The organism is Streptomyces sp. NPDC001568 (assembly GCF_042893755.1).
In the GTDB taxonomy this organism is placed as follows: Bacteria; Actinomycetota; Actinomycetes; order Streptomycetales; family Streptomycetaceae; genus Streptomyces.
Genome location: NZ_JBIAVF010000011.1, coordinates 132,395 through 155,901 on the forward strand (window position 1 = coordinate 132,395; position 23,507 = coordinate 155,901).

Below are 23,507 nucleotides of genomic sequence, written 5' to 3' on the forward strand. Positions count from 1 at the left end.
ATGACGCGCGTGTTCCCCAGCCCCTACGGTGTACGGCCCGCCACCGGGCCGAGCTGCCTCCCCCGAACGTCCACGGCGCCCGCCCACAAGGCGCCTGGAATCCGTGTCCGTGCCGCCGACCGGGATACCGACCGCCCGGAACCCTGGAACAGCGCCCTGTACGCGCAGGCGATCCACGCGCCCATCGGTGAGGTCACGCTGCGGGACGGCGAGGGCTGGTCCCTCCCGTTGGACGTAGCCCGCTGGTCGGGCGGGGCCGATCCGGCGGACCAGGCCGTCCTGGAACGCTGCAAGGGGAGGGTCCTGGACGTCGGGTGCGGGGCCGGGCGCCTCGTGGAAGCGCTCACACAACGCGGCCACATCGTCCTGGGCATCGATGTGTCCCCGGCCGCCGTCATCTCCACAGCATGCCGGGGCGGCCACGCGCACAGCGGTTCCGTCTTCGCTCCGGTACCGGACGAGGGTCGTTGGGACAGCGCGCTGCTGATCGACGGGAACATCGGCATCGGCGGTGATCCACGCCGCCTCCTGCGCCGCCTCCACGACCTCGTACGCCCTGCTGGGCTGCTGCTCGTGGAAACCTCGGCTCGTGATGTGGACGAGCGGCGCCGGGTCGCGATCCACGTCGGCCGCCGCCCGGCCGGCCCGATCTTCCCCTGGGCCACCGTCGGCACCCAGGCCTTGGTCCGGCACGGCCGGCTCTCCGGCTGGGCGCCCCTCGAGCAGTGGACCAGCCTGTCGGGCGAGCGTCACTTCGCCGTTTTGCGGGCCTGCCCCTGAGCTCGGCGCTCCTTGCGATCCGGCCGCGGGCGCAGCCGGATCCGCGCCAACCAGAGGATCGCCGAGGCGATGAACAGGGCGGCGGTGATGAGGAGCCAGCGGGCGAGGAAGCCGTCGGCGGACAGGGCGGTGTAGGCGGTGTAGTTTCCGCCTTGCTGGAGGATCAGGGGCCACCAGACCAGGAACAGCACACCCGAGACGAAGGCCGGGACGCGAAGGTGGTTGACGCTCGGTCGCGGCACGCCTGCGGGCGCGGTGGTTCGGCCGCGGACAAGGATCTGGGCGGCGCGGTCGGTGAGGGAGTAGGCGGGGAGCAGGACCAGGTCGTGCAGGAGGGCGGCGCCGACGAACCAGATCGCCACCCCCATGGTGTCGCCCGCCAGGAGGCGGATGCCGGCGTACAGGGCGAGGGCGAGGCAGGCCAGGGTGAGCAGGAGGTGGAGCGGGGAGGCACCGTAGCGTCGGCGGAATGCCGCGGCCGCCCCCATGGGCAGATCATTCATGCGGATTCTCCGAAGGTGAGGCGGGTGACCCATTTGGTGTTGTGGACGCCCGGGGCCGCCGGGATGATCACGCGGGCCGGGTATCCGTGGTCCACAGACAGGTCCGCCCCGTTGACGCGCACGGCGAGGAGCGAGCGGTCGTCGCGTGCCTGGTTGGCGGCGAGGACGACGGAGGAGAACGATCCGCCGCGTTGGACCGACTCCACGAGTACCCGCGGGGTATCGGTGCCGAGTCCGACCAGGGCGGCGAGATCGGTGAGGCGCACTCCGGACCACTGCTGGTCGGGTGTCGACCAGCCCTCCACGCACGCGATCGGCAGCGCCGCCTCCCGCTGCGGCATCGCCAGCAGCATCGCGCGGGTCAGCACCTCCTGGCGGCCTGCCCCGCGCACCGTCAGCCGCCAGGCGGGGCCGATGTCGCTGGGCCGGATTCCGCTGGAAGCGGCGGTCTTGTTGATCTGGAAGCCGTTCGGTCCCGTACCGGGGTCGCGGCCGTGCGGGGCCAGCAGTGCGGTCCGGCGCCACCAGCCCCCGATGCTCTGACCGGCCGTCACCACCAGCAAGGCCAGCGAGCCGGCCCCCACCATCGCGACCGCGCCCCGGCGCGAGATCGTGGCCTGCGCCGGACGGGGCGAGACCAGCCCCGCCGCTTCGTCGGAGTCCGCGGCGGGCTGCCACCCACGGCCGGCCCGGACCGCGCGGACGGCTCGTGGCAGCCGGAAGGCGACGTGGACGACGAACGCGGCCATGAACACCCAAGCGCCGTAGAAGTGGAGGGTGTAGAAGGAGCCGGGGAAGATGTAGTCCAGCTGGATGTTCAGGATCCCGGTGACGAACGTGAACCCGGCCCCGCCCACCAGGAGCAGCAGCGACAGGCGATCCAGGGCGTGGGCAGCCGAGCGAAGCGGCGGCCACTCGAACAACTTTGGGATGACCGACCACAGCTTGGCCAGCAGCACCGGGACCAGGACCACGCCGAGGACGGTGTGCACGCCCTGGGTGAGCCGGTAGAGCCAGTACGGGGACGTGGGCCAGGTGAACAGGTAGAACCCGAGCCAGCCCTTGCCGGGGGTCTGGTCGTTGCGTGGGGCGAGGTTCGGGTTGTAGGCCGCGTATGACAACAGACCCGTCACGAACAGCACGATGACCCCGACCAGCAGGATGAGCCCGAACACTCCGGTCAGCCACGGTCCCCGCAGCGGACTGCGCCAGAACCCGGGGCGTGCCGGGCCCGGCGGTGGACCCGCCGCCCGCGCCTTGCCGATCGCGTCACGCACCCGCTCGGCGACCGGTGTGCGCGGGAGCTTCGACGAGGCGGACGGCCGCTGAGGCACATCCTCCGGCTGGTCGCTGTCGCCGCCTGTATCCATCTGGTGCGTCTCCATGGGTATCCGGTTCATCGGACATGAACGTCTGGGAGAACGTCCCGCGCCCACGTCCTCACCGGGCTCGTGACACTCGTCGGGGGGCGTTGTTCCTCGTGCCGTCGGCCGTTCCGTCCCGGCCGGTGGCTCCCGGCGGCTGCTGCACACCACCGCCGGGACTCCACGGACGCGAAAGCGGGAGGCTCAGACCTCGCCGCGCCAGGAACCGGCCTCGCCGCCCTGCTCCTCGATGTACTCCTTGAACCGCTTCAGGTCACCGGTGATCTGCCGCTTCACAAGCCCGAGCTTGTCGGCGACGTTCTCGGCGAAGCCCTCGGGGTCGTAGTCGAGCTGCAGCATCACCTTCGACTTGTGGTCGTCCAGCCGGTGGAAGGTGACCACGCCGGCCTGCTGCACCTCGCCCGCGGACGTGGTCCAGGCGATCCGCTCGTCGGGGATCTGCTCGGTGATCCGGGCGTCGAACTCCCGGTCCACCCCACCGAACTTCGTCACCCAGTGCGTCAGCGTGGGCGTGAGCTGATCGATGCGCTCCACGCCTTCCATGAAGTGGGGGAACTTCTCGAACTGCGTCCACTGGTTGTAAGCCGTACGCACGGGCACATCGACCTCGACGGACTCCTCGACCTTCGACACAACAGCATCCTTCCTCCACGCCGGCCAGGCGGCGCCCTGCCGTACCCGGGAAGACCTTCCCCTCCCCCACGCCCGCGCCCCCGTTGCCCGCACCCATGCCCCCCGAACAGACGAACGATCTCCCGAACGACGATTCCCGAGGGAGCGCATGCCCGCCCTCGGGAGCCGGCGGCGTGGCCTGGTGCCGCTGTCTCGACCACCAGGTCGGGACGCACGGGCAGCACGTCCAGGACGTCACGACTGCCCCACGCCGCCGTGAACCGTGCGCCGGCCCACGGGTGCCCGGGGTCGGCCGCGGTGAGATGCTCGGCGACCCGGCGGGCCGGCTCCGGGCGCAAGGTCCCGGTGCGGCCGACATGCGCAGGCGGCCCGTGCTGTCGTGGCGGCCGAGGATCAGGAGCTGTGGGCGGGCGAGGGTCCCGGTGATCGCGCCGATGATGGCTTCGGTGGTGTCCCGTCTTCTGAACTTGCTCCTTAACCGCACCAGGGGTCGGGCCGATAATGCATGGCGGCTACGCCCCCGGCCGGGCAGGGTGTGGCGTGATGAGTCATTACGACGAGACGGCCCGCACCGCGTCCTACGCCCGCCACGACACGCTGGAAGGGCTGCTGCAACGCGGCCGGGGGCTGGGTGCGCAGCGCGCACGGTGTGACCCGAAGGCCACCGCGCCGTTCGTGTACGACGGGATCCGCCAGGACTGGACGTGGGATTCCCAGTGCGACGACCGTTCCCTCTACCAGGCGCGGCTGCTCCGGGATCTGAAGCTGTCGCCGACGCCGGCCGTCGACCACCTGGCGAGGGATGAGGAGGAGTGTCCGCGGACCGCCACGGTGCTGAAGCTGCTCGCCCTCGCCGGTTCGGACGAGGCCCGGGACGGGCTCCGGGCATACATTCGGAAGGGCAAGCACTGGGTGGCGGTACTGCAGTCGGTCGCGGACAGCTGGCCGACCGAGTGGTGGGAGGACCTCGGCGATGTCGCGCGCGCCCGGATCGGCGAGGAGGAAGAGCTTCCATGGTCCGCCGAACCGTGGGGCCGGTTCGGGATCGAGACGCCTGGCCGCACGTTCCGTCCGCGGCCGTCCCTCGGAGGGCTCAGCAACGAGGGACTGCTCGCCCTCCTGGCCGCCGACGGCACGGAGTTCCACACAAAGATCGATGCGTTGCGTGCGCTGGCCGGGCGCGAGCCGGCCGAGGGGCTGATCCCGCTCGTACCCTCGCTCGGAACCCGGGACGACAGCCGGCCCCTGCCCGTGCTCCGGCGGGCGGTCGACCGACTCGGAGCCCTCGCCGTGCCGGCGGCACGCGGATGGGCCGTGGACGGGCGGCAGTGGCTGGCCGGGCTGGGCGCGGACGTCCTGGCCGACCACCCCGGGGCTGAGGCACTACCGGGGCTGGTGGCCGAACTCACCGAACAGTGGACGGCCCGCGCCTGGTGCGGACCCGACACCACAGCGAGGAGACTGGCCCGCTTCGGACCCGAGGCCGCCGACGCGGTGCCCGTTCTGTGGCGCTATTGGCGGCACACCCCGCACTCCTACGAGCGCACCGACTACCTGATGGCTCTCGCCGCGATCGACCCGTGCGGCCTGGACGATGCATACTCCGAGTCGCTCTGGGACTGCGAGAAACGGGCACGGCTGCTGGCCATCGCCTCGGCACCCCACAACCCGCAGACCCTGCACCGCATCGCCGCGCTCCGCAACGACCCGATGGAAGCACCAGAGGTACGGGCCGCCGCCGGAGCACGGTTGGCCCCGTGACCGGCCATGAGCCTCTCCTCGTGAACAGAATAGCTTCGACTGGATTCTCAACGGGCAGTCCGTCCCGATGAAGTTCTGGCGCAGGCCGTGGCATGCGATGACCGATGCCGTCACCACCGCCGGCTTCCGTCTTTCCGTCATCAGCGAGCCGCACCCCGATCCGGCTGCCCGTGAACTGTTCCCCGGACGGCTTCCATGACCTTTCAGCCAATCCCAACTTCCTGTTGTTCGTCGTCGAGGTGCCTCCGTCGGCTACCGGCTCAGGCAGCTGGTCAGGCGTGGTTCACGAGCGGACCCCGAGTCGGCGCCTGCGCCAGTACTGTGGCCTCGTATGACCGACCTCGAGATCGAGATCACCGCAGACTTGGTCCATGACCTGCTGCGGGAGCAGCATCCGGACCTTGCAGGGCTGGCCATCCGCGAAGTAGTGGGCGGGTGGGACAACCAGCAGTGGCGCCTTGGGGACGAGTTGGCCGTGCGCATGCCGCGCACAGAACGTGCCCCGGACCTCCAGCGTAAAGAGTGCCGATGGCTACCCGTACTGGCCCCGCGCCTGCCGCTCCCGGTCCCCAACCCCGTACGGATAGGTGAACCGTCCGCTCGGTTCCCCAAGCCCTGGACCGTCATGACGTGGGTCCCCGGCGAGCCACTGGACCAGACCTCCATCAGCCGCGGCGACGACGCGGCCGACAATCTGGCGGCCTTCCTCACCGCGCTCCACGTGGAGGCGCCCGACGACGCGCCCATCAGCTCGGATCGCGGCGATCACCCCAAGAAGTGCGCCGACGGCTTCGACTTCTTCTTCCACGCCGTCGCCCCTGACGACCTCGCCGACGACGTCCGCGCCGTCTGGAACGACGCCGTCGCGGCGCCCGAGTGGGAAGGCCCGCCGCTGTGGGTACATGGCGACCTTCATCCCGCGAACGTCGTCGTCTCGGACGGGACGCTCTCCGGCGTGATCGACTTCGGTGACATGTTCGCCGGCGATCCGGCGTGGGACCTCGCAGCCGCCTGGGTGATCCTTCCCGCGGGCGCCGCCTCACACTTCTTCGACGCGTACGCGCATGCGGACGACGCGACGATCCGGCGCGCCCGCGGGCTGGCTGCTCTGAAAAGCCTGTTCCTCATGCTGATGGGCCAGAACGGAGACCGCGGCCTGCCAGGCGGCAAGCCGACCTGGGGACCCGCAGGCCGGGCAGCACTCGATCGTGTTCTGAAAGGCCGTTTGATGTAGGCACGGAGCGACGGTACTCACCCGATACCTGCCGTCGGAAATGCCCGCGATATCGCGCTCGCGTCGCTCACGACGCCCTCCCCCTGGAGACGAACGGATTCTCCCGCGACTTCTGTAGGAGTCGGATACGCGTGAGGGCGAAGGCGATCACCTCTCCTGCCTACCACGAGGCACCGGCGCGGGAATGCCCAGGTCAACTGTTCGGGGCATGCCTGTCAGCCGTACCGCTTCGGCCTGTTTCTGCCGGAGCAGCATCAGTGTCTGGTCGATGCCTTCGATCTCACCGAGCCAGCCTTCGGCCACGGCACGTGCCCGGCGTGCGATCAGATCGATCTCGATCTCTTCCAGGCGGAAGGCCATCTGCGGGTTGACCCGCAGGACCGGACAGCGGATACAGACGTGTTCGTGGCGGCAGTTGCTCGCGGCCGGCCGCAGTCGCCGAGCTCGACCTTGCGGCTGTCCAAGTGCTCCTCGAACTCGCTCCCCTCGGTGCTGGTCGGGGTTCGGTATTCGCCGTCGGGCCGCAGGCTGCGTCGGTTGTCCAGGAACTTCTGATAGTGCCGGACCACCTCATCGTTGAAACCCGCTAATGGTGGAGTCGGGTATTGGAACTGTCCGAATGCCTCAGCCATTGCGGACCCATGAGGTGAACTCGTCGGCGAGACCAGGCGGGTTGACGGCCTCGGTCTGCCGGGCGATCGCCTCGTAGTACTCCAGCGCGTGGACGATCACCGGCATGGTTCGGCCGACAGATCTTTCGATGACGCCGGTCGTATGGAGGGTTCGGGCGAGCTGTGGCCCCGGCGGGATCGCTGGTCAGGTCGCCGAACACAGTCAGCTCGTTTTGGATCCAGAAAGCATAGTTTCAGCGGCTTCTGCCTGGTCAGAGGCATCCTGGATGCTGCGTCGGGCCTGAGTTTCAGTGTTGTAGCCGATCGTCAAGGTCGGCTGACAAGGGTCGTCGTCCTCTTTGTCGATGAGGAAGGAGACAGCGTGGATGTCGCCGGCGTCGGCGGCCGGGATGGATGCGAGGGCCCTCTCGACGAGATGCACAAGGTGATCGTTGAACATCATGGTCGGAGGGGTCCTGTCAGTCGGGGTCATGAGTGCCACTGGTCGCAGTACTCGATGTGGATCTCGCGCGCGTCGCCGAGAATGCCGTCGTTGGAGTGGAGTTCGGTGCAGAAGTGCGGGTAGCTCGGATGGACGGGGATGTATTCGGGGCCGTTTCGGGCGACGTCGAAGAAGTGCCTGGCGGTGTCCCTGAACACCTTCGCGCTGCCGGTCATGAACAGGGTCTCGGAGTGGAGATGCTGGTGAAACAGATCCCGGTTCTCCTGGTAGTGCCGTGCCTCGTGATCAATCACGGTTTCGTCGGTGTGTCCTGGGCCGGGCAGCGTCACGGTCTGCGGACGTCCTGGGCCGAGCCGTCCTCGTACTTCCTTCCAGCGTGAAGGCGCGAACTGGAGTGAGTGGTGCAGCAGCACGAGATCAAGCTGCCGTGTGCCGTCTTCTGGCTGTTCGCGGGAGGGGCCACGGTTCCCCCGCATCGGCACGTGGACCAGCGAGCGCGGTGAAGAGGCGGCGAGCTTCCATAGCCCACCGATTCGCTGGGCGGCGTCCTGATCGAGGTAGGTGTCCAGGTGCCGATCGTGGTCGATGAGCACTGCGTGGAGCAGGGGCCGGGCTGGTCGGATGACCTTGAACTCCGTGGATCCGAGACGTGCTTGGTGGATGGTGATGGGTAGCTTCATTGGTTCTCCGGGACACGGCGGCTGACATCAGCGGCATAGGAGGCCCAGTCACCGGCTGATGCCTCTGATCCCCGGCAGCAGCGGCGCCGCGCCTTCGGCATCCATGCTGGATGCCAACCACCGCTCCTGCCAAGTCTCCCCCGGATACTGCGCCAGCAGACCAGTGATCATCCGCATGCCCTGACGCTGTCTGCTGCGATTGCCCGACAACTTCCCGGCCGAAAATCGATCAACCGCCCGCACCAGCTCGTCCTGGCCAGCGGCGGTCAGATCCCCGGACGGCAGCGGCAGCGCCGCCCTGGCCGCAACCGGAGCGACCGGCTCGATGACGGAGTTCCTGGCCGCCGCGTCGCCCGCCTCCACACGGGCCGCGGTGCCCGACCCTGAGGGACGGTCCACGCTGGTCCGCTGTCTCACGACGGCCGACGGGGGTGAGCGTCGATGCGGCCGCCTCGGGAGAACTCGCCGTGGGCGGCATGACCGCGGCCGAGGTCGGCGGCCTCGCCCACCACTGCGGCGTAAGGCTGCACGCGCTGAGCGACGTACGGGTGTCGCTGGAGCAGGCGTACATGGACCTGACCGCGCGGAGCGTCGAGTACGCGACGGGCTCCACGGAACAAGGGGGACTGCGTTGAACAGCGCGACGACATCCGGCGGGCGGACACGTGCGCCTCGGACCGTGCACGACACTCCGGGACGGCGCGCGCCCGGCGGCTTCGCCGGGGTGGTCGCCTCCGAGTGGACCTTGCGGACCGGTCCGCACCAGGGCGGCGTCCGTGTCACCGCCGTCCTCCCGCACCAAGCGGCGCGCCCTGCGACGCGGGCAACCGCCCCCGGGACAGGCGGGCACATCGATCGCGGCGCCGCCCCCGAATCCACCGACCGGCTGGCCGCCGCGCGGCGCCGGACCGTTGCCGCCTTCGCGGCGCCGGTCACCGCAGCGGCGTTCTTCGTCCCGGCCGCCGCCTGTCTGGCCTGGCAGCTACGGTCCGGTGCCCGGAGAACTTCCGCTGAGCGCTGTTGGACGGTACGCGTCTGCGGCTCCCGCGGCTACGCGTCCGCGGCGCCCCGTGCCGCCGCCGGATCGAGGGAGTCGATGTCCTCCATGAAGCCCAGCATCCGGGCGTTGACCAGGTCGGGGTGGTCAATCTGCGGCCCGTGGCCGGTCGCGGCGACGATCTCGGCGCGGGCTCCGTGAATCAGGCGCGGTACGCGCTCCAGCTGACGCTTGGGGTGTACGAGCAGGCTGCGCTTGCCCATGACCAGGTAGAACGGCGTCCAGATGGAACCCAGTTCCGCGTCCGACAGCGGCAGCGGCGCGGGTCGGCGGATCCGGAAGGCCCGCACGCTGGCCTGGATCATCGCGCGCAACTCGGGGACCACGATCACCGGTTGCTCCAGCCACTTGGCGAGGCGCGGTCGCCACGCCTTGGGGGCGTAGGTGGCGAAGAGGCTGGCGAAGATCCATACGAAGAAGCGCAGCCCCACCTTCTCCAGGCCGCCCGGATCGAGGGCGGTGACCGAGGCGAGGCGTTCGGGCCGAAGGTGGGCCTGGTTGATGACCAGCCAGCCGCCGTACGAGGAGCCGACGAGGTGGACGTTGTCGAGGCCCAGCGCGTCGAGGGCCTCGTCCATCCACTGCGCCGCGCGCTCGGGCTGCCACATCGGCTCGCGCTGGACGCTGCGGCCGGGGTCTCCGGGAGTGTCAAGGGCGTAGACGGGGCGCTCGGCGCTCAGCGCGCGGGTGTTGGGATACCACTGCGCGGAGCAGCCGCCCGAACCGTGTATCAGCACAACGGGCGTACGTGACTCGGCTGCCGGGTCGGCGGGGCCGTACCGGTAGACGTGGGTGGTGCCGAAGCTCGTCTCGACGTCCGTCTCGGAGCGGATGGGCGCTCCCTTCGCGTAGAGCACGTCGCAGGTGGCGAAATAGAGGTCGCGCAGCTCGTCGCTCACGTAGCGGCCGATGTCTCGTCGTACTCGGGTCGTGTTCTCGGGCACGGGGTACCTCCAGGAAGATCCGTTCTTCGTGATACGAACGTACCATATTGTTGATACGGCGGTACCATGAAAATGTTCGGAGCGAGCCGGACTGCGAGCGCTGAACCACCCACCCCACCCACGGCCGGAGACAGCACTGATGCCAAAGCGCGTGGACCACGAGGAACGGCGCACCCAGATCGCCGAAGCTCTCATCCAAGTCGCGGGGCGGCGAGGGCTGCACGCCGTCGGCATGCGCGACGTGGCCGCCGAGGCCGGTGTATCCCTCCGGCTCGTGCAGTACTACTTCGAGACCAAGGAGAAACTGCTCTTCTACGGACTCCAGCACCTGACCGACCGCTTCACCGCCCGCGTGGGCGCCCGCCTGGCCTCCGTCGGCCCGGACCCGGGCCCACGCGAGACGATCGAGGCGCTGCTGCTGGCTTCCCTGCCGACCGATCAGGAGAGCCGAGTCTTCCACCTCCTGTACAGCTCCTACTCGATCCTGTCCGTGACCGACGGAGCACTCGCCGCCCAGCCCTTCATCGACAACCCCGACGCGGCCGAGAACGCACTCACCGGCCTGGTCGAAGGAGCCCAGGCGGCAGGCCTGGCCGATCCCGGCGCCGACGCACGCACCGAGGCGCTCAGCCTGCTCGCGATGACCGCGACCATGGGCACCAGCATCCTCGTCGCCCAACGGACACCGGAGTCAGCCAACGCCGTACTCCGCCACCACCTCGACCGCATCTTCACCGCCGACGGCCACACCACCCCGGACGCCGGACAACGGACAGGGGCCAATTCCTGTCCCTAACTGCTGCTCGTACGCCACTGCGGCGGCGCGGGGGCGTGCGAGCGGGATGGCATCGGCGGCCTGCGCCAGCACCGGTTCCACCGGCGACCGCAGCACCATCTCCCCGCCTGTACGCGGCGACAACAGCGTCCACCTCGCCGAGCTCCAAGCCGGCCAAGGCGCCTGGGCAAACCTCGTCCACCCTTACACCTCGAAACCCTTCCACCGACGGGCCTGCCCAGCACCGTCGCCCGCCGCACCTTCGCCGGATCAGCGTCCGCCTCCGGGAGGTCGTACTCGATACGTTCGGTGCCCGAGTGCCGACCCTCGCCCAGGAGGACCAGCGGCGCCTCGTCGAGCCGCGGCCGGGGCAGCGCTCGCGGAAGGGGCAAGGGTTCTGGTGCCTCCTGGGGTGGAGGACCACGCTGCGGTCCTTCGGTTTGAGTCATGCGCGCGTGCTCACAAGGGGTTTCAAGGACAAGACCTCACCCGGTCGCTCCGCCTGTGGCTCGTTCTGGGCTGATCGACAAGGCCGCACCTACGTAACGTTGTGCGCACGGGCGAGCACACGTTGTGCCTCTTCCGTCTACACGCACGCCGATGCTTGGGGAGCCTTCGCACATGGCTGAGCAGAAGTACCAGGTGGAACGCCGGGGAGTCTGGCAGACCTCGTTCATTTCCCGCGCCGACGAGGTGAAGAAGCCGGACGGCTCCGCGCCGCAGGACTTCTCCACGGACAAGCCGGAGTCCGGGTCCGTGGGCTGGTCTCCGCAGGATCTCCTGCGTACGGAAATCGGATACCCGCCGCGTCTGGTCGAGCACGGCGGCAAGGTGTACCTGACCCTCACCGGCGGCGACGAGCAGGTCCCGGTCGTGCGGTACTTCACGCCGGGCCGGCCCGGGTGGACCGACCTGGGCGCGATACCCGGGGTGAAGAGCGTGCGTCCGCCGGCTCTCGTCTCCCACCAGGGCAACCTGCACGCCTTCCTCAAGGCGGTGAGCGACGGACAGATCAACGAAGCAGTCCTGTCCCCCGCGGGCAAGTGGACGGTCCGGGCTGTCCAGCGACCAAAGGGCGAGGGCAGCTCGGAGACGGCACCCCTGTCGAGCCCGGTGGTGCCGGGTCTCGCCGTCCACGCCGGCGAGATGCACATCGTGTGGAGCGAGGGCGTCTACGGCCTGCGGTATGCGACGGTCAAGGACGGCGTCACCTCCACTCCAGTGCCGTTCCCGGGCGCGTGGACCACCGATGAGGAGGTCAAGTCGAACGGCCCGGCGGAGTCGCCGTCGTCACGGCTGTCGCTGGTGTCGTACCGGAACGCCCTCCATCTGATCTACACCGAGGGCGATCACCTCAAGCATTGGATCAACACCGATGGCTCCTGGGCGAAGGCTCCCGACAGCCCGGCCACCGGGACGGCCCAGTCCGCGCCCAGCACGGTGGAGTACGACGGCAAGCTCTACACCTTCTACAACGTGATCACCGAAGAGACGATCCGTTCCGAGGACGCCGTCGACGAACTGATCCGTTCCAAGGGCGGCCTCCACTTCCAGATCCGCCAGCACCTGTTCGGGCTGATCTCGCCGCGCCTGTCGGACATCGTCGCGGCCAAGGGCGAGCCTCAGGTCCTGAGGCAGATCGCCAGCCACCTGGCCGAACCGTTGCGCGAGAGCCACAGCAGCCAGGCCTGGAAGATCCTCGACGACGCTCTGAAGGGCAAGGACGTCCCGGAGACCTACACCCGGACGGTCGGTCGTATCGGCTACCAGGTCTACGACGGAAAGTCGTGGTCGGGTGAGTTCGTCCTTCCGGTGACCTCCAGCCGACCGCCGACCCCCGTCGTCTACAAGGAGCCCGGTGACCCGACGCAGGGCCGTCTGCTGCTGGCCTACACCGGGCCCGGCCTGTGGACGCCGCCCCCGCCGCCGCCCCCGGCACCGGTCGGCCCGGAACTCGCGCACCGCAAAGCGCGGCGAGAAGGCATGGTCGCGAAGGGCTTCGACGGCTACAGCAAGCTGAACCACACGCTCCAGGCACGGGTGTTCCACAACGCGGAGCGCAACGTCTTCCATGTGAAGGCGACGTGGTACGTGGACGCGTGGGCGCTGAACTTCGCCGGGACCGCGTGGGGCGACAGCGGCCACGTCTCGGGGAAGATCAAAATCGCGCAGGCCTCCAGCCCGCACCGCCTGATCTCCGACTATCACTTCACCCGGGACATCTCGAACGGCAACGTCACCATCGAGGTGACGTGGGAGGTGCCTCCCGGCACGTACGACCTGACCCTGTGCAACGTGAAGAAGAACGGCGGCTACCACTTCCCCTACAGCCACGACGACCCGCACCGGTACTCCTCGGTGGAGACCGGCTGGGAATCCGTAACGGTCGTCGTCGGGAAGTAGGCCCTGACATCATCACCAGCGTGGCCCGCCACCCCGACCACCGGGGGCACGGGCCACGCACGCTTTCCGGACACGGCCCCCGCTCCGTGGCGGGGACCATCCTGGGACGCACCACGGGAGCCCGTTGGTTCTCCCACGAGGTGCTGCGCCGAGCGGCACGCCTACCCGCAGCCACCCGGGAGCAGGGGTGGGTGTGCCGCACGTATGCGTTGTTGAACGGTTCGGCCCGTCAGCCGGAGGCGGGCCGGCGCCGTCCTCGCCCTCACGTGGCGAAGTCGGGTTGCCATGTGGTGGTTCGACCAGGTGGCGGGCGCATGATCTTGTTCGTCTGCACAGGTCGCCACGGCAGCCGGCGGACGTACCGTACTGCCAGGCCTTGATCACACGGGCGCCCTGCCGAGCCGGTGGCCGGCCGTGCCCGGGGGCACCAACCCGACGGCGCCCACGAGGCCCGAACGACTCCAACAGCACGGAGACAACATGTTCAAGGCGATCTCCTCCGACGGAACCCCGATCGCCTTCGAGCGCAACGGCGACACGGGCCCGACCCTGATTCTCGTCGGTGGCACCTTGATGACCCGGGCCCGGCACGCACCACTCGCCTCTCTGCTCGCACGTGACTTCAGCGTCATCAACTACGACCGCAGGGGCCGCGGTGACAGCGGTGACAGCGGTGACAGCGACGTCTATGACGTGCAGCGCGAGATCGACGACCTGGACGCGCTGATCGAGCGGGTGGGCGGGCCGGTGCGGCTCTTCGGCATGTCCTCCGGAGCCGTCCTGGCCCTGGAGGCCGTGGCCAAGGGCAGCGCGGTCTCCGCCCTGGCCCTGTACGAACCACCGTTCATCGTCGACCGGACCCGCCCACCGCTGCCCGCCGATTACGTCGCCCGCATGAAGGCGCTCATCGCGAAGGGGCACACCACCGAGGCACTCACCCACTTCCTGACCACGGGCCTGGCCATGCCGCACGAAGCCATCGCCGCCGTGCGGGACACCCCCGTCTGGGCAGCGTGGGAGGCAACCGCCCCCACCCTGCCCTACGACGGCCAGTTGATGAGGGACACCATGTCCGGCCGGCCACTGCCCACCGACCGCTGGCAGTCCGTGAAAGTGCCCGTCCTCGTCGGCCACGGCAGCGCGGGCGAGACCTACATGACCAACGGGGCAAAGGAACTCGCCTCCCACGGAGACAACTACACCCTGCACGCCTTCCCCGGCCAGAACCACAACGTCGACCCGCACGCGCTCGCGCCCGTACTCACCGCCTTCTTCACCACGGTGCGGTAAAGCCTCGTCAGGAGCGATTCGACCAGGCTGCCCTCGGCTTCGGGACCATGGTTGTGCAGCGAGGGGAACAGGATCCCCCACCTCAGCGGCTCACGGCGGTCTCCCGCTCCATGCGCGTCAGCTTCTCGGGGTTGCGCACGGTGTAGAGCCCGGTGATCAGGCCGTCGTCGATCCGCATCGCCACGACCATGTCGATCTCCCCGTCGATGCGTGTGATCAGTGCCGGGTGGCCGTTGACCCGTGTCGGTTCCACCGTCACCCGGGGGCCGAACACCGCCACGCCGGCGGCCAGGGCCCGGGCCACCTTGTCGGCCCCCATGACGGGCCGCGGCATGGCCTGCTTGATGCCGCCGCCGTCGCTCAGGGCGACGACGTCCGGAGCGAGGAGGTCGAGCAGGGTCTGCAGGTCGCCCGTCTCCAGCGCGCGCTGGAAGGCCCCGAGCGCAGCCCGGGTCTCGGCGGCGGAGACCGCGCCGCGGGGTCGGCGCGCGGCGACGTGCGACCGTGCCCGGTGGGCGATCTGGCGGACCGCGGCCGGGGTCTTGTCCACGGCCTCCGCGATTTCCTCGTACCCGAGGTCGAACACCTCGCGCAGTACGAACACCGCCCGCTCGGTCGGCGCGAGGGTCTCCAGGACCAGCATCATCGCCATCGACATGCTCTCGGCCAGCTCGACGTCCTCGGCCACGTCCGGCACGGTGAGCAGCGGCTCGGGCAGCCAGGGCCCCACGTACGACTCCTTGCGCCGGCCGAGCGTACGCAGCCGGCCGAGCGCCTGCCGGGTGGCGATCCGCACCAGGTACGCGCGCCGGTCCCGCACCGTGTCGAGATCGACGCCCACCCAGCGCAGCCAGGTGTCCTGCAGGACGTCCTCCGCGTCCACCGCCGAGCCGAGCATCTCGTAGGCAACGGTGAACAGCAGGTTGCGGTGGGTGACGAACACCTCGGTGGCGGGGTCGGGACGGGAGGCGTCCTCGCTCATGCCGGTGTCTCCTGGTTCTCGATCCTGATGGTGTCACCCACAGGACGCCGGACCCCACCGTCTTGTGACACCACACGCCCTGTGACGTGCGACACGTACGCAGGGATGTCACAGGACTCGACCCGCCGGCATCTCATGTCCGACCAGTCACCAAGGCAGGAGGCCGACATGAAGGTTGTAGTGGTGGGCGCCGGATACGCGGGCATGTACGCGGCGAACCGGATCGCCAAGAAGGTGAAGACCGCCGAGATCACGGTGATCAACCCCCGCCCCGACTTCGTGGAGCGCGTACGGCTGCACCAGCAGCTCGCGGGAACCGGCGCCGCCGCCACGCCCCTCACCTCGATGCTGCGCGACGGGATCACCTCACTGGTCGCCACCGTCGACAAGATCGGCGACGGCAGCGTCCGCCTCGACGACGGGACGAGCCTCGACTTCGACTACGCGTTCCTCGCCGTGGGCAGCACGGCCCGGCCCATGCCGGGAACGGTCCCGGTGGGCACGTGGGAGGGAGCCGAACAGGCCCGCGTGGCGCTCGCCGCGCTTCCCGCGGGCAGCACGGTCACGGTGATCGGGGGCGGCGCGACGGGCATCGAGACGGCGGCCGAGGTGGCGGAGGCGAGGCCGGACCTCCGGGTTCGGATCGTCGGATCGTCGGTCGCCGACGGCTTCTCCCAGCGCGCGTACCAGCGGGTCCGCGCGGGGCTGGAGCGGCTGAAGGTCGACATCGTGGACGACGGCGTCACGGAGGTGGCCGACGCCGTCGTACACCTTCGGTCGGGAGCCGCCTTCGCCTCCGACCTGACCCTGTGGGCGATCGTGGCCGGCGTGCCCGACCTTGCGGCACGCAGCGGTCTTCAGGTCGATGCGGACGGCCGGGCGCTCGTGGACGAATACCTGCGCAGCGTCGACGACGAACGGATCTTCGCCGTGGGCGACTGCGCGGCAGTCCCCGGAGCCCGTTTCGCCTGCGCGCTCGCCACACCGCAGGCCGCTCACGCGGCCGACACCCTGGCCCGCCTGATCCAGGGCCGCAAGCCCGAGCCCTACGCCCTGCGCTACGTCGCCCGGGCGGTCACGCTCGGACGCAACAACGCGGTGGGCCAGTTCACCCGCCCCGACGACACCCTCCGGCGGGCCTGCGTCACCGGGCGCACCGCGGTCGTCATCAAGGAGCTGGCGTCGCGCGGCGGGAGGTACGGTGCCCGCACGGGCACCGGCGCCTGAACACAGGGCCGGAGCACGACGAAGACGCGGCGTCTGCAGACCCTCCGGCCCCGCGGAGGTGCTCCCCATCTCTCGGCGACATCTTCATGACAGCCAGCCAGCAACCGCTCGCAGTACTCACTGACAAGTGGCGGTCTCACCTACGCAGTCATCCCTACGCCGGCAACATCGCCGCCCGACGGGCCGAACCTCCCCCAGAGCCCGCAAGTTGCGCATGTGGGGGTGGGTCAGGCGATGTCGATGAACGCATCGATGGACTTGACCCCGCGCGGTCACCGTGTCGCCGACGTCGAGGCCGAGGGGCCGGCCCGCCTCCCGGCCCTGTTACTGCAGGGGGCCTGGAGGCGGGTCGGGGGGTTGGTCAGCGGTGCCACATGACGTACAGCTTGTCGTGGTGTACGGCGGCGGCGAGGCTGCCGAGATACACCTCGTTCTGCTCGCCCCGGATCGTCCGCCACAGTTCGGCGTAGGAGGAGACGAGGCCGATGGGGCTGCGTGAGGTCCAGTCGGTGGAGTCCTCCGACCACTTCCAGTCTCCGGCGACGACCCAGCAGCGGCCGTGCCAGATGTTGTCGTCGGTGCCGACGAGGGACATCCACAGCTGGTTGCCGTAGGTGGCCAGCGCCGGTGCGAGCCGGGTTTCGAGGTTGTGCTGGTGGACGAGGCTTCCCCAGGTGTCCTGGCCGGGCCAGTGCTCGGCGAGGTGGACAGTGTTGTCGCGGCCGGTGATCGCCACGTACAGGCGTTTGTCGAAGGCGGCCAGCGCCGGTGCGCAGTAGCTCCGGGCGTTGCTGATCTGCCGGGGCGTGCTCCAGACGCCGTCGGTGAGCCGGCTCCACATCACCCGTTCGGTGCCGGGTTCGACGAACGCGGCGTGGAGCGATCCGGCGAAGGAGGTCAGCGCAGGCGCGCTCATGGACTGCCAGGGCAGGCTGATGGCCTTGCCCCACTTGCCGCCCGAGCGGACGGCGTACTCGAGGGTGCCGGTGGGGAAGGGAACCGGGTCACCGGTGTAGTTGATCTTCAGGGTGTGGTGGCCGTCACCGTTCAGGTGCAACTCGGCGTTGCCCTGGCGGTCCATGACGGCCAGGTCGCGCTGGTCCAGGACGATGACCCGCGCGCTGGACAGGTCGTCCTGGTTGCGGAAGGTCTCCATCAGGAACGCCCCGAGCTTGAACGCCTCACCGGCCATACCGAGCAGGTCAGCGCCGGGCATCAGGCCCGTCGCCGGCTCCCAGGTCGGACTGTTGAAGATCGAGGCGCACAGGTCGTTGAGGGCCTTCTGCAGAGCGTCGTACCACTCGCTGGTGACAGTCAGCCACCTCAAAGCGGTTGTCGCCCGACAACACACCGAGGTCCCTCAGCATCCCCACGCTCACCGGGACGCGTGCAGACCACGCGGGCGCCGACCCCCTCCATCTCCTCCGGAAGCGGGCGGTGATGAAACCGGTGACGAATCCGGTGAGAATCGGGCCGGTGAACACCGCCGACATCGGCTCGTTACCGAGCAGCACCCGGCTGGTCACCTCTCCCCGCACGGTAACCGCCGGCCGGTAAGTGAACTGGTGACCTGTGTCCGGTCGGCCGCTGTCCTCGCGCTGCCGCACGACCGCCTCCCACACCCGAGGGCATCGGCAGCTCAGCCGGCGGCAGCCGCCGGACCGGGCCCGAACCCCGGCACGTCCTCCACCGAGGCGTCCAGGCGCAGCCGCTTGAAGCGGACCGGGTGGCGGCGGACGCCCGCTCCCGTGGTCGATGGCCCGGTCGGCACTGATCTCCGCCACCAGCTCGGGGAGGACCAGGACCGCATCGAGGATGTCGCGGGATCCCCACGCGGACGCGGAGCGAACCCCCGTCCACGGATTCCCGAAGTCGGCGGCGGTCAGGTACTCGGCGACCTGACGGGCCTGATCCGAGCGCAGGGCCGTGGTGCGGCCGACGGATTATGTATTTCGAAGTACAGAATGTGGTAGCGTCCACGCATGGCCAGACCACGAACCTTTGACGAGACGACAGTTCTCGAAGCGGCGGCGGCTCAGTTCCGCGTCCACGGCTACGCCGATACGTCGACCGAGCAGCTCTGCGAGGCCGCTGATGTGCGGCGCAGCAGCCTGTACAACGCGTTCACGTCCAAGGATGAACTTTTCGTGCGGGCACTGGAGCACTATGCGACCACGACGCGAGGGCTTCAGGCGGCGATCTTGACCGACACTTCCCTCAGTGGTGGCGACCGGCTCCGGAAGCTGGTCGATGTGATCGTCGACGAGGAGCGCGCCGCTCGTGATGAGGGCCACGCCGCCGGGTGCATGGGCGTGCACACCCTGATGAATCCCGATTTGCGGGCGCGCGACGAACGCATCGCACGGATCCTCGAGCGAGACCTGCGTGAGCGACTCGGCCTCCTCGAGGACACCATCCGGGCCGGCCGCATGGACGGAAGCATCCCTGATGGCCCTGACGCCGTTGAAGGCGCGGTCCTGGTCAACACTCTCATCGCCGGGCTCCGCGTGACCGCGCAGACCGGAGTCACTCCCGAGATGCTGCGCCGGATCGCACTTGGCGGGCTCCGTTCCCTGCTGGCCTGAGCGAAGAGGGCGGCAAGTCCTGGTCTCGGCATGCCCTAATTTTGGACTTCAGAATACAGAAAGAGTTCCTGCTGTGAACAAACGACCTCTCCACTGGCTCATGCTCACCCTGCTTCTGGTGGCCATGAGCGAGTTGCAGACGATGGGCATGCTGCCCGATATGGCCCGTAGCCTCGGTGCCTCGACCGCCGCGATCGGCGCCTTCATCTCGATCTACTCGTTCGGCATGGCCATCGGCGGCCCGCTCATCGCCTGGGCCCTGCGCAAGGTCCCGCCCAAGACCGCGCTGTTGGGCGTCGTCACCGCCTACGCGGTAATGGAAGCCGCCGTCCCCCTGGTACACCACTACTGGTGGATCGCCGCGCTTCGACTGCTGACCGGAACTCTCGGCGGCGCCGTGTTCGGTCTCACCCTGACCATGGCCGCCAGGCTCGCCCCCAGCCCCGACCGCATCGCGTCCTCGATCACCATCGTGCTCAATGGGCTCATGCTCGGTGCAGTCCTCGGCCTGCCCATCAGCCACGCCATCGCCACTGCCTGGAACTGGCAGACGAGCTTCGTCGCCCTCGGCAGCGCCGGCCTGCTCATCGCCATGCTCGACCTGCGCGCCCTGCCCGTCCTGCCCGCGGCCTCCGCTCAGACCACCGCCGACGAGCTCCAGCAGTTCCGCTCACCCCGCCTGTGGAGCCGCTACCTCATCAGCCTGCTCACCATCGGCGCGACCTACGGCGCGTTCTCCTACTTCACCCCCCTGCTGGAGCAGGAGGCGGGCTTCTCCTCAAACGCGACGACCGCGATCCTCTTCGGCTACGGACTGTGCACCGTCATCGGCAACAACCTGGTGGGCCGCCACGCGGACCGCCACGCGGTCACCCTGCTGCGCATCGGCCATCTCGTCCTGGCCGGCGCGCTGGTGCTCCTCGCGCTCTTCGCCCACCTGCCCTGGGCTGCTCTGCCCGGTGTACTCCTGGTCGGCCTCGTCGGCGTCACGATGAACCCCGCGCTCGTTGTCCGGGTCGTCGAAGTCGCCGGAGCCGGAAACCTGGTCAACACCGTGCACACATCCGTCATCACCCTCGGCGTCGTGGCAGGCAGCGCCATCGGCGGCGTCGCCATCAGCGGCGCCGGCGACAGCAGTTCAGCCGCCGCCATGTGGACCGGCGCCATCCTCGCCCTCCTCGCCACCTGCGTCCTGACCGCACAAACCGTCGCATACAAACGACGCGTCCACCCGCAGCCGGTACAGGACTGACCCAGCATCCCGGCCCGTCCGCGCCCGACCCCAGGGCGCAGGCGGGCACCACCTGGGGCCGGGCGATCGCCACCCCGGCCGGGGCGACCTGGAAGCGCACCGCCGGCTCGACGACCCGATGTACGTGTACCTACCCGGCATTGATGGGCTCCTGGGGTCCCCTGTGGCCGCCGCCCGGGCATCAGGTGTGATCGCCGTGCACGGCCGAAGCCGGCTTCTACGGTGCGGTCCTGGTCAGCGCCCTCGTCAACGCCGCCGCGATCTGGGCCCCGCTCCGCCACGTGGCGCGACGGCGCGACGCCCGGAGTGCGCGGGTCCAGGCCACGGCCGGTCCGCCGGGGCACCCGCAAGCAGGGCCCGGACGCCGTCCCGCTGGGCCCGGGCGAGGCTGCCCACACCTGCAGCCAGTTGTGGGCGCTCGGGCAGGTCCATCCGCGGCATCCCCGGTGCGGTACCTGAACGCGATCGCGTCGATCACCTGCCGGTGACCCCGCCAACGCCGCCCCGCCGCTGCCTTCCGGTCCGGCAGCAGCGGCTCGACGCGTGCCCGAGCCGACGTGCCAGTAGTGCGGTGACCTGAAGGTTCACCGGGTCGTGATGCCCGGCACGCCAGAACACCGCCGGGCGGCGAGACCGTTTCCCCTCTCATGATCATCTGGCGCAGAATGCTCGGCGTGACGATGACACGCGTGATCACCCAGCAGACCATCGGCGGCTCCGACGTCCTGGAGCTCGCCGAGACACCCACGCCATCCCCCGGCCCCGGCGAGGTGCTCGTGGGCGTACGGGCCACCGGTATGAACCCCGCGGACTGGAAGGTCCGCATCGGCAAGGTGGACTTCTTCGGTCCGCCGCCGTTCGTCCTCGGCCACGAGTTCAGCGGCACGGTGGAGGGCGTCGGCGAGGGCGTGACTCGCTTCGCGATCGGCGAGGAGGTCTACGGCTGGACCGTCCCGCCGCAGGGCAGTCACGCCGACCACGTGGTGGTGACCGAAGACCGCATCGCGCCCAAGCCGCGCACTCTCGACCACGTCGGCTCCGCCGCCCTGCCGATCTCCGGCTTCACCGCCTACCAGGCCCTGATCACCCTCTCCGACGTACAGCCGGGACAGCGGGTGTTGATCCACGGCGCGGCCGGTGGCGTCGGCCACCTCGCCGTACAGATCGCCAAGGCCCGCGGCGCGTACGTCATCGGCACAGCGCGCGCCACCAAGCACGAATACCTGCACGGACTCGGCGCCGACGAGGTGATCGACTACACGGCCCGGGACTTCTCGACCCTGCGCGACATCGACGCCGTGCTCGACACCGTCAGCAACGACTACGGCCCGCGTTCCCTGCCCACCCTCAAGCCGGGGGGCATCCTGGTCGATGTTGTCGGCGTCGGCGTGGACCGCACCCCGGTCATGGCTCGCGCCGGCGAACTCGGCGTGCGGTTCGTGGAGTTCTTCCTGGAGCCGACCCCCGCCGTACTGAGCGCCTTCGCCGAGCTCGTCGACGCGCACGGAATACGGCCCACGATCTCCGAGACCCTCCCGCTCACCGAGGCCGCGAAGGCCCACGAGCTGAGCGAAACCGGACGGGTCCAGGGCAAGATCGTGCTCGTACCCTAGGAACTGTGCGAGACCGACGTCCGCGCCGCTGCGCCTCGTACTCGTGTTGATCCGACACCGGGGCGAGGTGATTCTCGGGACGACCGGGGGCGATGCCCGGGCCATCCCGATCGATTCGCGGCCAGGAGCGCGTCGTCGATGCGGAGCAGTCCCTGGTCGACCAGGCGCCTGCTTCCGTGGATCCCGTTGAACGAGGCCATGTTCACCGGCAGCGCCCAGCACACCGACGCCGACCTCGACCACTACGCCCGCCGACGGCACACGCGCCTTCCTCGCCGCCTACCGCTGACCCGGCGAAGCCCTCCACCCGACCACCTCTTGAGAGAAGGCCGCATGACCTGGTCCGAACGCACCGTCATCCGCGACGGCGTCCGCATCTCCTGCCGTGACTGGGGCGGAGACGGACACCCCCTTGTCCTGCTGCACGGACTGGCCGGCCACGCCGGCGAATGGGACGACATCTCCCGAGCCCTGAGCCCCCGGTACCGCGTCGTCGCCGTGGACCAGCGAGGCCACGGCGCCAGCGAACGCCGGCCACTCGATCTCTCCCGCGCCGCATACGTCGCCGACGTCGTCGCCGTTGCAGATCAGCTCGACCTGCAACAGCCTGTTCTGATAGGCCAGTCGATGGGCGGCAACACCGCCATGCTCACCGCCGCCGCGCACCCGGGACTCATCCGCGCCCTCGTACTCGTCGAGGCCGGACCCGGCGGCCCGAACCCGCACACCCCCGCGGATATCGGTGGATGGCTCGACTCCTGGCCGATGCCCTTCCCCTCACGGCAAACCGCCGTCCAGTTCCTCGGCGGCGGCCGGGTAGGCGAAGGCTGGGCCGCTGGGCTGGAGGAACGCGACGGCGGGTGGTGGCCCCGCTTCGACCGCGACGTGATGGTCGCCTCGGTGACCGAGAACGCCCAACGCGCCTTCTGGAACGAATGGGCGAAGGTCGGGTGTCCGGTCCTGGCCGTCCTCGGCCAGAACGGCATCATCCCTCCGCAGGAGTCCGAGGCCATGCTGCGGCATCAACCAGGGACGGCGGCCGTGAGCATCCCCGGGACGGGGCACGACGTACACCTGGAACAACCCGCCATCCTGCAGCGCCTGCTCCTGGAGTTCCTCGACAGCGTCACCCTGTCGTCAAACGACCAGACCACCACAGACGCCACGGACGTCCCATAGACCGGGCCCCGGCCTCGCGGGCTCTCAACGCAGGTGGCGAAGCCATTGTTGTCGAGGGCCGCGGCGAGGGCCTCGCCGCCCGCGCTTGCGCCCGCAGCGCCACCCAGTCAACCAAGAGCCCTTCTCCCTACAGTGGAGTACCAGGTCAGC

At 69.5% G+C, this 23,507-nt stretch carries 23 protein-coding genes and 1 pseudogene; 13 read left to right on the top strand and 11 right to left on the bottom strand.

Going from position 1 to position 23,507, the window contains the following annotated elements:
* Window positions 1–780 carry a class I SAM-dependent methyltransferase gene (locus ACFY0I_RS21345; protein WP_388897986.1) on the top strand — a complete coding sequence of 260 codons (780 nt, stop codon included), beginning with the start codon at window positions 1–3 and terminating at the stop codon, window positions 778–780.
* On the opposite strand, the gene ACFY0I_RS21350 is transcribed toward ACFY0I_RS21345, so the two are convergent.
* The 3 genes from ACFY0I_RS21350 to ACFY0I_RS21360 form a co-directional block, all read right to left on the bottom strand.
* Complete coding sequence (locus ACFY0I_RS21350) at window positions 750–1,283, bottom strand: hypothetical protein (protein WP_388897989.1); 534 nt, start codon at window positions 1,281–1,283, stop codon at window positions 750–752. The genes ACFY0I_RS21345 and ACFY0I_RS21350 overlap by 31 nt on opposite strands.
* Window positions 1,280–2,683, bottom strand: coding sequence for a molybdopterin-dependent oxidoreductase (locus ACFY0I_RS21355; RefSeq protein ID WP_388897992.1), 1,404 nt, complete (start codon window positions 2,681–2,683; stop codon window positions 1,280–1,282). Before ACFY0I_RS21355 ends, ACFY0I_RS21350 begins: the two co-directional genes overlap by 4 nt.
* A gap of 168 nt (window positions 2,684–2,851) precedes the next feature.
* Window positions 2,852–3,301 carry an SRPBCC family protein gene (locus ACFY0I_RS21360; protein ID WP_388897995.1) on the bottom strand — a complete coding sequence of 150 codons (450 nt, stop codon included), beginning with the start codon at window positions 3,299–3,301 and terminating at the stop codon, window positions 2,852–2,854.
* 543 nt (window positions 3,302–3,844) lie between these two features.
* Here ACFY0I_RS21360 and ACFY0I_RS21365 point away from each other — a divergent pair.
* The 3 genes and pseudogenes from ACFY0I_RS21365 (at window position 3,845) to ACFY0I_RS21375 (ending at window position 6,296) form a co-directional block, all read left to right on the top strand.
* Window positions 3,845–5,062: a hypothetical protein gene (locus ACFY0I_RS21365; protein WP_388897998.1), complete on the top strand. Its 1,218-nt coding sequence runs from the start codon at window positions 3,845–3,847 to the stop codon at window positions 5,060–5,062.
* Between the two features lie 31 nt (window positions 5,063–5,093).
* A pseudogene (locus ACFY0I_RS21370) lies at window positions 5,094–5,397 on the top strand (SAM-dependent methyltransferase); the annotation flags it as partial.
* On the top strand, window positions 5,394–6,296 hold the full coding sequence (locus ACFY0I_RS21375) for an aminoglycoside phosphotransferase family protein (RefSeq protein ID WP_388898001.1): 903 nt from the start codon (window positions 5,394–5,396) through the stop codon (window positions 6,294–6,296). The pseudogene ACFY0I_RS21370 and the gene ACFY0I_RS21375, both read left to right, overlap by 4 nt.
* 147 nt (window positions 6,297–6,443) lie before the next feature.
* Here the strand turns inward: ACFY0I_RS21375 and ACFY0I_RS21380 are convergent, their stop codons facing one another.
* From ACFY0I_RS21380 to ACFY0I_RS21395, 4 genes are all read right to left on the bottom strand, one after another.
* A complete protein-coding gene (locus ACFY0I_RS21380) occupies window positions 6,444–6,656 on the bottom strand; it encodes a recombinase (RefSeq protein WP_388898003.1) in 213 nt (70 codons plus the stop codon).
* 474 nt (window positions 6,657–7,130) lie between these two features.
* Window positions 7,131–7,370 carry a hypothetical protein gene (locus ACFY0I_RS21385; RefSeq protein ID WP_388898006.1) on the bottom strand — a complete coding sequence of 80 codons (240 nt, stop codon included), beginning with the start codon at window positions 7,368–7,370 and terminating at the stop codon, window positions 7,131–7,133.
* Window positions 7,371–7,396: 26 nt separating this feature from the next.
* Entirely contained in the window at window positions 7,397–8,050 is a 654-nt protein-coding gene (locus ACFY0I_RS21390; RefSeq protein ID WP_388898009.1) for a hypothetical protein, read from the bottom strand.
* 48 nt (window positions 8,051–8,098) lie between these two features.
* Window positions 8,099–8,413, bottom strand: a complete 315-nt coding sequence (locus ACFY0I_RS21395; RefSeq protein ID WP_388898012.1) for a hypothetical protein — start codon at window positions 8,411–8,413, stop codon at window positions 8,099–8,101.
* Window positions 8,414–8,481: 68 nt separating this feature from the next.
* Here ACFY0I_RS21395 and ACFY0I_RS21400 point away from each other — a divergent pair, with 68 nt between their 5' ends.
* On the top strand, window positions 8,482–8,685 hold the full coding sequence (locus tag ACFY0I_RS21400) for a hypothetical protein (protein ID WP_388898015.1): 204 nt from the start codon (window positions 8,482–8,484) through the stop codon (window positions 8,683–8,685).
* Between the two features lie 415 nt (window positions 8,686–9,100).
* On the opposite strand, the gene ACFY0I_RS21405 is transcribed toward ACFY0I_RS21400, so the two are convergent.
* Window positions 9,101–10,051: an alpha/beta fold hydrolase gene (locus tag ACFY0I_RS21405; RefSeq protein WP_388898018.1), complete on the bottom strand. Its 951-nt coding sequence runs from the start codon at window positions 10,049–10,051 to the stop codon at window positions 9,101–9,103.
* A 139-nt stretch (window positions 10,052–10,190) separates the two neighbouring features.
* Here ACFY0I_RS21405 and ACFY0I_RS21410 point away from each other — a divergent pair, with 139 nt between their 5' ends.
* From ACFY0I_RS21410 to ACFY0I_RS21420, 3 genes are all read left to right on the top strand, one after another.
* On the top strand, window positions 10,191–10,847 hold the full coding sequence (locus tag ACFY0I_RS21410) for a TetR/AcrR family transcriptional regulator (protein ID WP_388898020.1): 657 nt from the start codon (window positions 10,191–10,193) through the stop codon (window positions 10,845–10,847).
* 600 nt (window positions 10,848–11,447) lie between these two features.
* Window positions 11,448–13,229, top strand: a complete 1,782-nt coding sequence (locus tag ACFY0I_RS21415; RefSeq protein ID WP_388898023.1) for a hypothetical protein — start codon at window positions 11,448–11,450, stop codon at window positions 13,227–13,229.
* 480 nt (window positions 13,230–13,709) lie between these two features.
* Entirely contained in the window at window positions 13,710–14,519 is an 810-nt protein-coding gene (locus tag ACFY0I_RS21420; protein WP_388898026.1) for an alpha/beta fold hydrolase, read from the top strand.
* An 82-nt stretch (window positions 14,520–14,601) separates the two neighbouring features.
* Here the strand turns inward: ACFY0I_RS21420 and ACFY0I_RS21425 are convergent, their stop codons facing one another.
* Entirely contained in the window at window positions 14,602–15,501 is a 900-nt protein-coding gene (locus ACFY0I_RS21425) for an RNA polymerase sigma-70 factor (protein WP_388898030.1), read from the bottom strand.
* Between the two features lie 168 nt (window positions 15,502–15,669).
* Between ACFY0I_RS21425 and ACFY0I_RS21430 the strand changes: the two genes are divergently transcribed.
* The gene (locus ACFY0I_RS21430) at window positions 15,670–16,728 is read left to right on the top strand and encodes an NAD(P)/FAD-dependent oxidoreductase (protein WP_388898033.1); all 1,059 of its coding nucleotides are present in this window, start codon (window positions 15,670–15,672) and stop codon (window positions 16,726–16,728) included.
* Between the two features lie 361 nt (window positions 16,729–17,089).
* Here the strand turns inward: ACFY0I_RS21430 and ACFY0I_RS21435 are convergent, their stop codons facing one another.
* Window positions 17,090–18,055, bottom strand: a complete 966-nt coding sequence (locus tag ACFY0I_RS21435) for a hypothetical protein (protein WP_388898036.1) — start codon at window positions 18,053–18,055, stop codon at window positions 17,090–17,092.
* Window positions 18,056–18,367: 312 nt separating this feature from the next.
* Window positions 18,368–18,499 carry a hypothetical protein gene (locus tag ACFY0I_RS21440; protein ID WP_388898038.1) on the bottom strand — a complete coding sequence of 44 codons (132 nt, stop codon included), beginning with the start codon at window positions 18,497–18,499 and terminating at the stop codon, window positions 18,368–18,370.
* Between the two features lie 211 nt (window positions 18,500–18,710).
* On the opposite strand from ACFY0I_RS21440, the gene ACFY0I_RS21445 reads away from it, so the two are divergent.
* The 4 genes from ACFY0I_RS21445 (at window position 18,711) to ACFY0I_RS21460 (ending at window position 23,357) form a co-directional block, all read left to right on the top strand.
* A complete protein-coding gene (locus ACFY0I_RS21445) occupies window positions 18,711–19,313 on the top strand; it encodes a TetR/AcrR family transcriptional regulator (protein ID WP_388898040.1) in 603 nt (200 codons plus the stop codon).
* Window positions 19,314–19,386: 73 nt separating this feature from the next.
* Window positions 19,387–20,565, top strand: coding sequence for an MFS transporter (locus tag ACFY0I_RS21450; protein ID WP_388898043.1), 1,179 nt, complete (start codon window positions 19,387–19,389; stop codon window positions 20,563–20,565).
* 680 nt (window positions 20,566–21,245) lie between these two features.
* A complete protein-coding gene (locus tag ACFY0I_RS21455; protein ID WP_388898458.1) occupies window positions 21,246–22,178 on the top strand; it encodes an NADP-dependent oxidoreductase in 933 nt (310 codons plus the stop codon).
* A gap of 333 nt (window positions 22,179–22,511) precedes the next feature.
* Complete coding sequence (locus ACFY0I_RS21460; RefSeq protein ID WP_388898046.1) at window positions 22,512–23,357, top strand: alpha/beta fold hydrolase; 846 nt, start codon at window positions 22,512–22,514, stop codon at window positions 23,355–23,357.
* The last annotated feature ends 150 nt before the right edge of the window (window positions 23,358–23,507 follow it).

Coding starts and splice junctions, on each gene's coding strand:
- ACFY0I_RS21345 (WP_388897986.1), top strand. CDS start 1: ATGACGCGCGTGTTCCCCAGCCCCTACGGTGTACGGCCCGCCACCGGG.
- ACFY0I_RS21350 (WP_388897989.1), bottom strand. CDS start 1,283: ATGAATGATCTGCCCATGGGGGCGGCCGCGGCATTCCGCCGACGCTAC.
- ACFY0I_RS21355 (WP_388897992.1), bottom strand. CDS start 2,683: ATGAACCGGATACCCATGGAGACGCACCAGATGGATACAGGCGGCGAC.
- ACFY0I_RS21365 (WP_388897998.1), top strand. CDS start 3,845: ATGAGTCATTACGACGAGACGGCCCGCACCGCGTCCTACGCCCGCCAC.
- ACFY0I_RS21375 (WP_388898001.1), top strand. CDS start 5,394: ATGACCGACCTCGAGATCGAGATCACCGCAGACTTGGTCCATGACCTG.
- ACFY0I_RS21380 (WP_388898003.1), bottom strand. CDS start 6,656: ATGGCCTTCCGCCTGGAAGAGATCGAGATCGATCTGATCGCACGCCGG.
- ACFY0I_RS21385 (WP_388898006.1), bottom strand. CDS start 7,370: ATGATGTTCAACGATCACCTTGTGCATCTCGTCGAGAGGGCCCTCGCA.
- ACFY0I_RS21390 (WP_388898009.1), bottom strand. CDS start 8,050: ATGAAGCTACCCATCACCATCCACCAAGCACGTCTCGGATCCACGGAG.
- ACFY0I_RS21410 (WP_388898020.1), top strand. CDS start 10,191: ATGCCAAAGCGCGTGGACCACGAGGAACGGCGCACCCAGATCGCCGAA.
- ACFY0I_RS21415 (WP_388898023.1), top strand. CDS start 11,448: ATGGCTGAGCAGAAGTACCAGGTGGAACGCCGGGGAGTCTGGCAGACC.
- ACFY0I_RS21420 (WP_388898026.1), top strand. CDS start 13,710: ATGTTCAAGGCGATCTCCTCCGACGGAACCCCGATCGCCTTCGAGCGC.
- ACFY0I_RS21425 (WP_388898030.1), bottom strand. CDS start 15,501: ATGAGCGAGGACGCCTCCCGTCCCGACCCCGCCACCGAGGTGTTCGTC.
- ACFY0I_RS21430 (WP_388898033.1), top strand. CDS start 15,670: ATGAAGGTTGTAGTGGTGGGCGCCGGATACGCGGGCATGTACGCGGCG.
- ACFY0I_RS21445 (WP_388898040.1), top strand. CDS start 18,711: ATGGCCAGACCACGAACCTTTGACGAGACGACAGTTCTCGAAGCGGCG.
- ACFY0I_RS21455 (WP_388898458.1), top strand. CDS start 21,246: ATGACACGCGTGATCACCCAGCAGACCATCGGCGGCTCCGACGTCCTG.
- ACFY0I_RS21460 (WP_388898046.1), top strand. CDS start 22,512: ATGACCTGGTCCGAACGCACCGTCATCCGCGACGGCGTCCGCATCTCC.